This is a genomic window from Salinisphaera sp. PC39 (assembly GCF_040361335.1).
In the GTDB taxonomy this organism is placed as follows: domain Bacteria; phylum Pseudomonadota; class Gammaproteobacteria; order Nevskiales; family Salinisphaeraceae; genus APNM01.
In genome coordinates, this window is record NZ_APNM01000039.1 from 1 (window position 1) to 679 (window position 679).

The window sequence follows — 679 nt, forward strand, 5'->3', positions numbered from 1 at the left end:
ACCACGCCGATGCCGGGAATCTCGCCCAGGCGCCGGCACGGCTCGTGGGCTTGGTAGAGGGCCGTGAGCTGCTCGTCCAGCCGGGCGACCGAGGCGCGCAGCTGGCGCCATTCCTCGACCAGATCGACCAGCAGGGCCTGCACCGGCGGCGCCAGGGGTGCGTCGGCCTGCCGCAGCTCGGCCACCGTGCGCGACAGGGCCGCCGCCCCGGCCGGGGCCACGACACCGTATTCGCGCAGCAGCGCCCGTATCTGGTTGCTCACCGCCGTGCGCGCCGCCAGGCGGCGCTCTCGCAGGCGGTGCAGCAACTGGATTGCCTGCTGGGTCTCGGTCTTGATCGGCACCGGATGCAGCTGCCCGCAGCGCCAGGCTACCGCCAGGGCCTCGGCATCGGCGGCATCGGTCTTGTTGCCGGTGACAAAGCGGCGTACCCGACGCGGCGGCAACAGCACCGGAGCAAAGCCGCGGGCCCGCAGCCAGCGGCCCCAGAAGTGCGCCCCGCCGCAAGCCTCCATCACGACCGTGGCACCCGGCTGCGCCTCGCGCTCGAAAAAGCCCTGGAAGCGGGCCCGCGACAGCCGTCGCGTGAGTACACGCCGACCCTGTCGCGGGTAGCCGTGCACCTGAAACACCCGCTTTGCCAGATCCACCGTGTAAAACGTAATCTCGCTCATGGATG

General features: G+C 71.4%; 1 protein-coding gene. It reads right to left on the bottom strand.

The window, feature by feature from the left end:
- Positions 1 to 650: IS110 family RNA-guided transposase (locus tag PC39_RS16620; protein ID WP_353254536.1), on the bottom strand; the 650-nt coding region annotated here is incomplete at its 3' end.
- Positions 651 to 679: the final 29 nt, after the last annotated feature.